A 645-nucleotide genomic window follows, 5' to 3' on the forward strand; every position below is an offset into this window, starting at 1 on the left:
CCGCCTACCGTCGCGGTCGGGGCGCGGAAGCGCCCGCGGGACCGCCGGGGGACCGGGGCCGGATGCCGTGTGCGGCTTTCGTGACGGGTATGGGCCGAACGCGGGAGGACTCCCACGAGGCGCACACCCATTGAAACGGTCATCGGTGATGATTCGGGGCGAAGTGCCGGCCTTTCGGCTCCCGGCGCGCGGGCGGCGCGGCTGCTTACCAAGCCGTGACGTCGACCCCGGTGCCCCGGCGCGGCGCGAAATGATACGACAGTAACGTTGGGGGCGGCGGCAGGCGTTCGATGCCGTTCCGAGCCGGTCGAGCACATCCGGCGCCGGCCGCGATGACTCCCGACGCCACCGCCACCACCCGACTGCGAAGTCGCACACCGCCCGGGCGCGAGCCCCGCACCGCTTCCGAGGGAATGACATGGACCCCAACCACCCCGCACCGCGCGACGAGGAACCGCGGGAGACGACCGGCGGTCCCGAACGCGTCACCGAGATCGTCGCCGGTGACTTCCTGGTCACCGCCTACCGTCGCGGTCGGGGCGCGGAAGCGCCCGCGGGACCGCCGGGGGACCGGGGCCGGATGCCGTGTGCGGCTTTCGTGACGGGTATGGGCCGAACGCGGGAGGACTCCCACGAGGCGCACAC

General features: G+C 73.3%; 1 protein-coding gene. It reads left to right on the forward strand.

Annotated features, from left to right (window positions below; all coding sequences use genetic code 11):
• Positions 1-418: 418 nt before the first annotated feature.
• Positions 419-645: hypothetical protein (locus FOE67_RS27800; RefSeq protein WP_182667563.1), on the forward strand; the 227-nt coding region annotated here is incomplete at its 3' end.

It is taken from the genome of Streptomyces calidiresistens, assembly GCF_014141525.1.
In the GTDB taxonomy this organism is placed as follows: Bacteria; Actinomycetota; Actinomycetes; order Streptomycetales; family Streptomycetaceae; genus Streptomyces; species Streptomyces calidiresistens.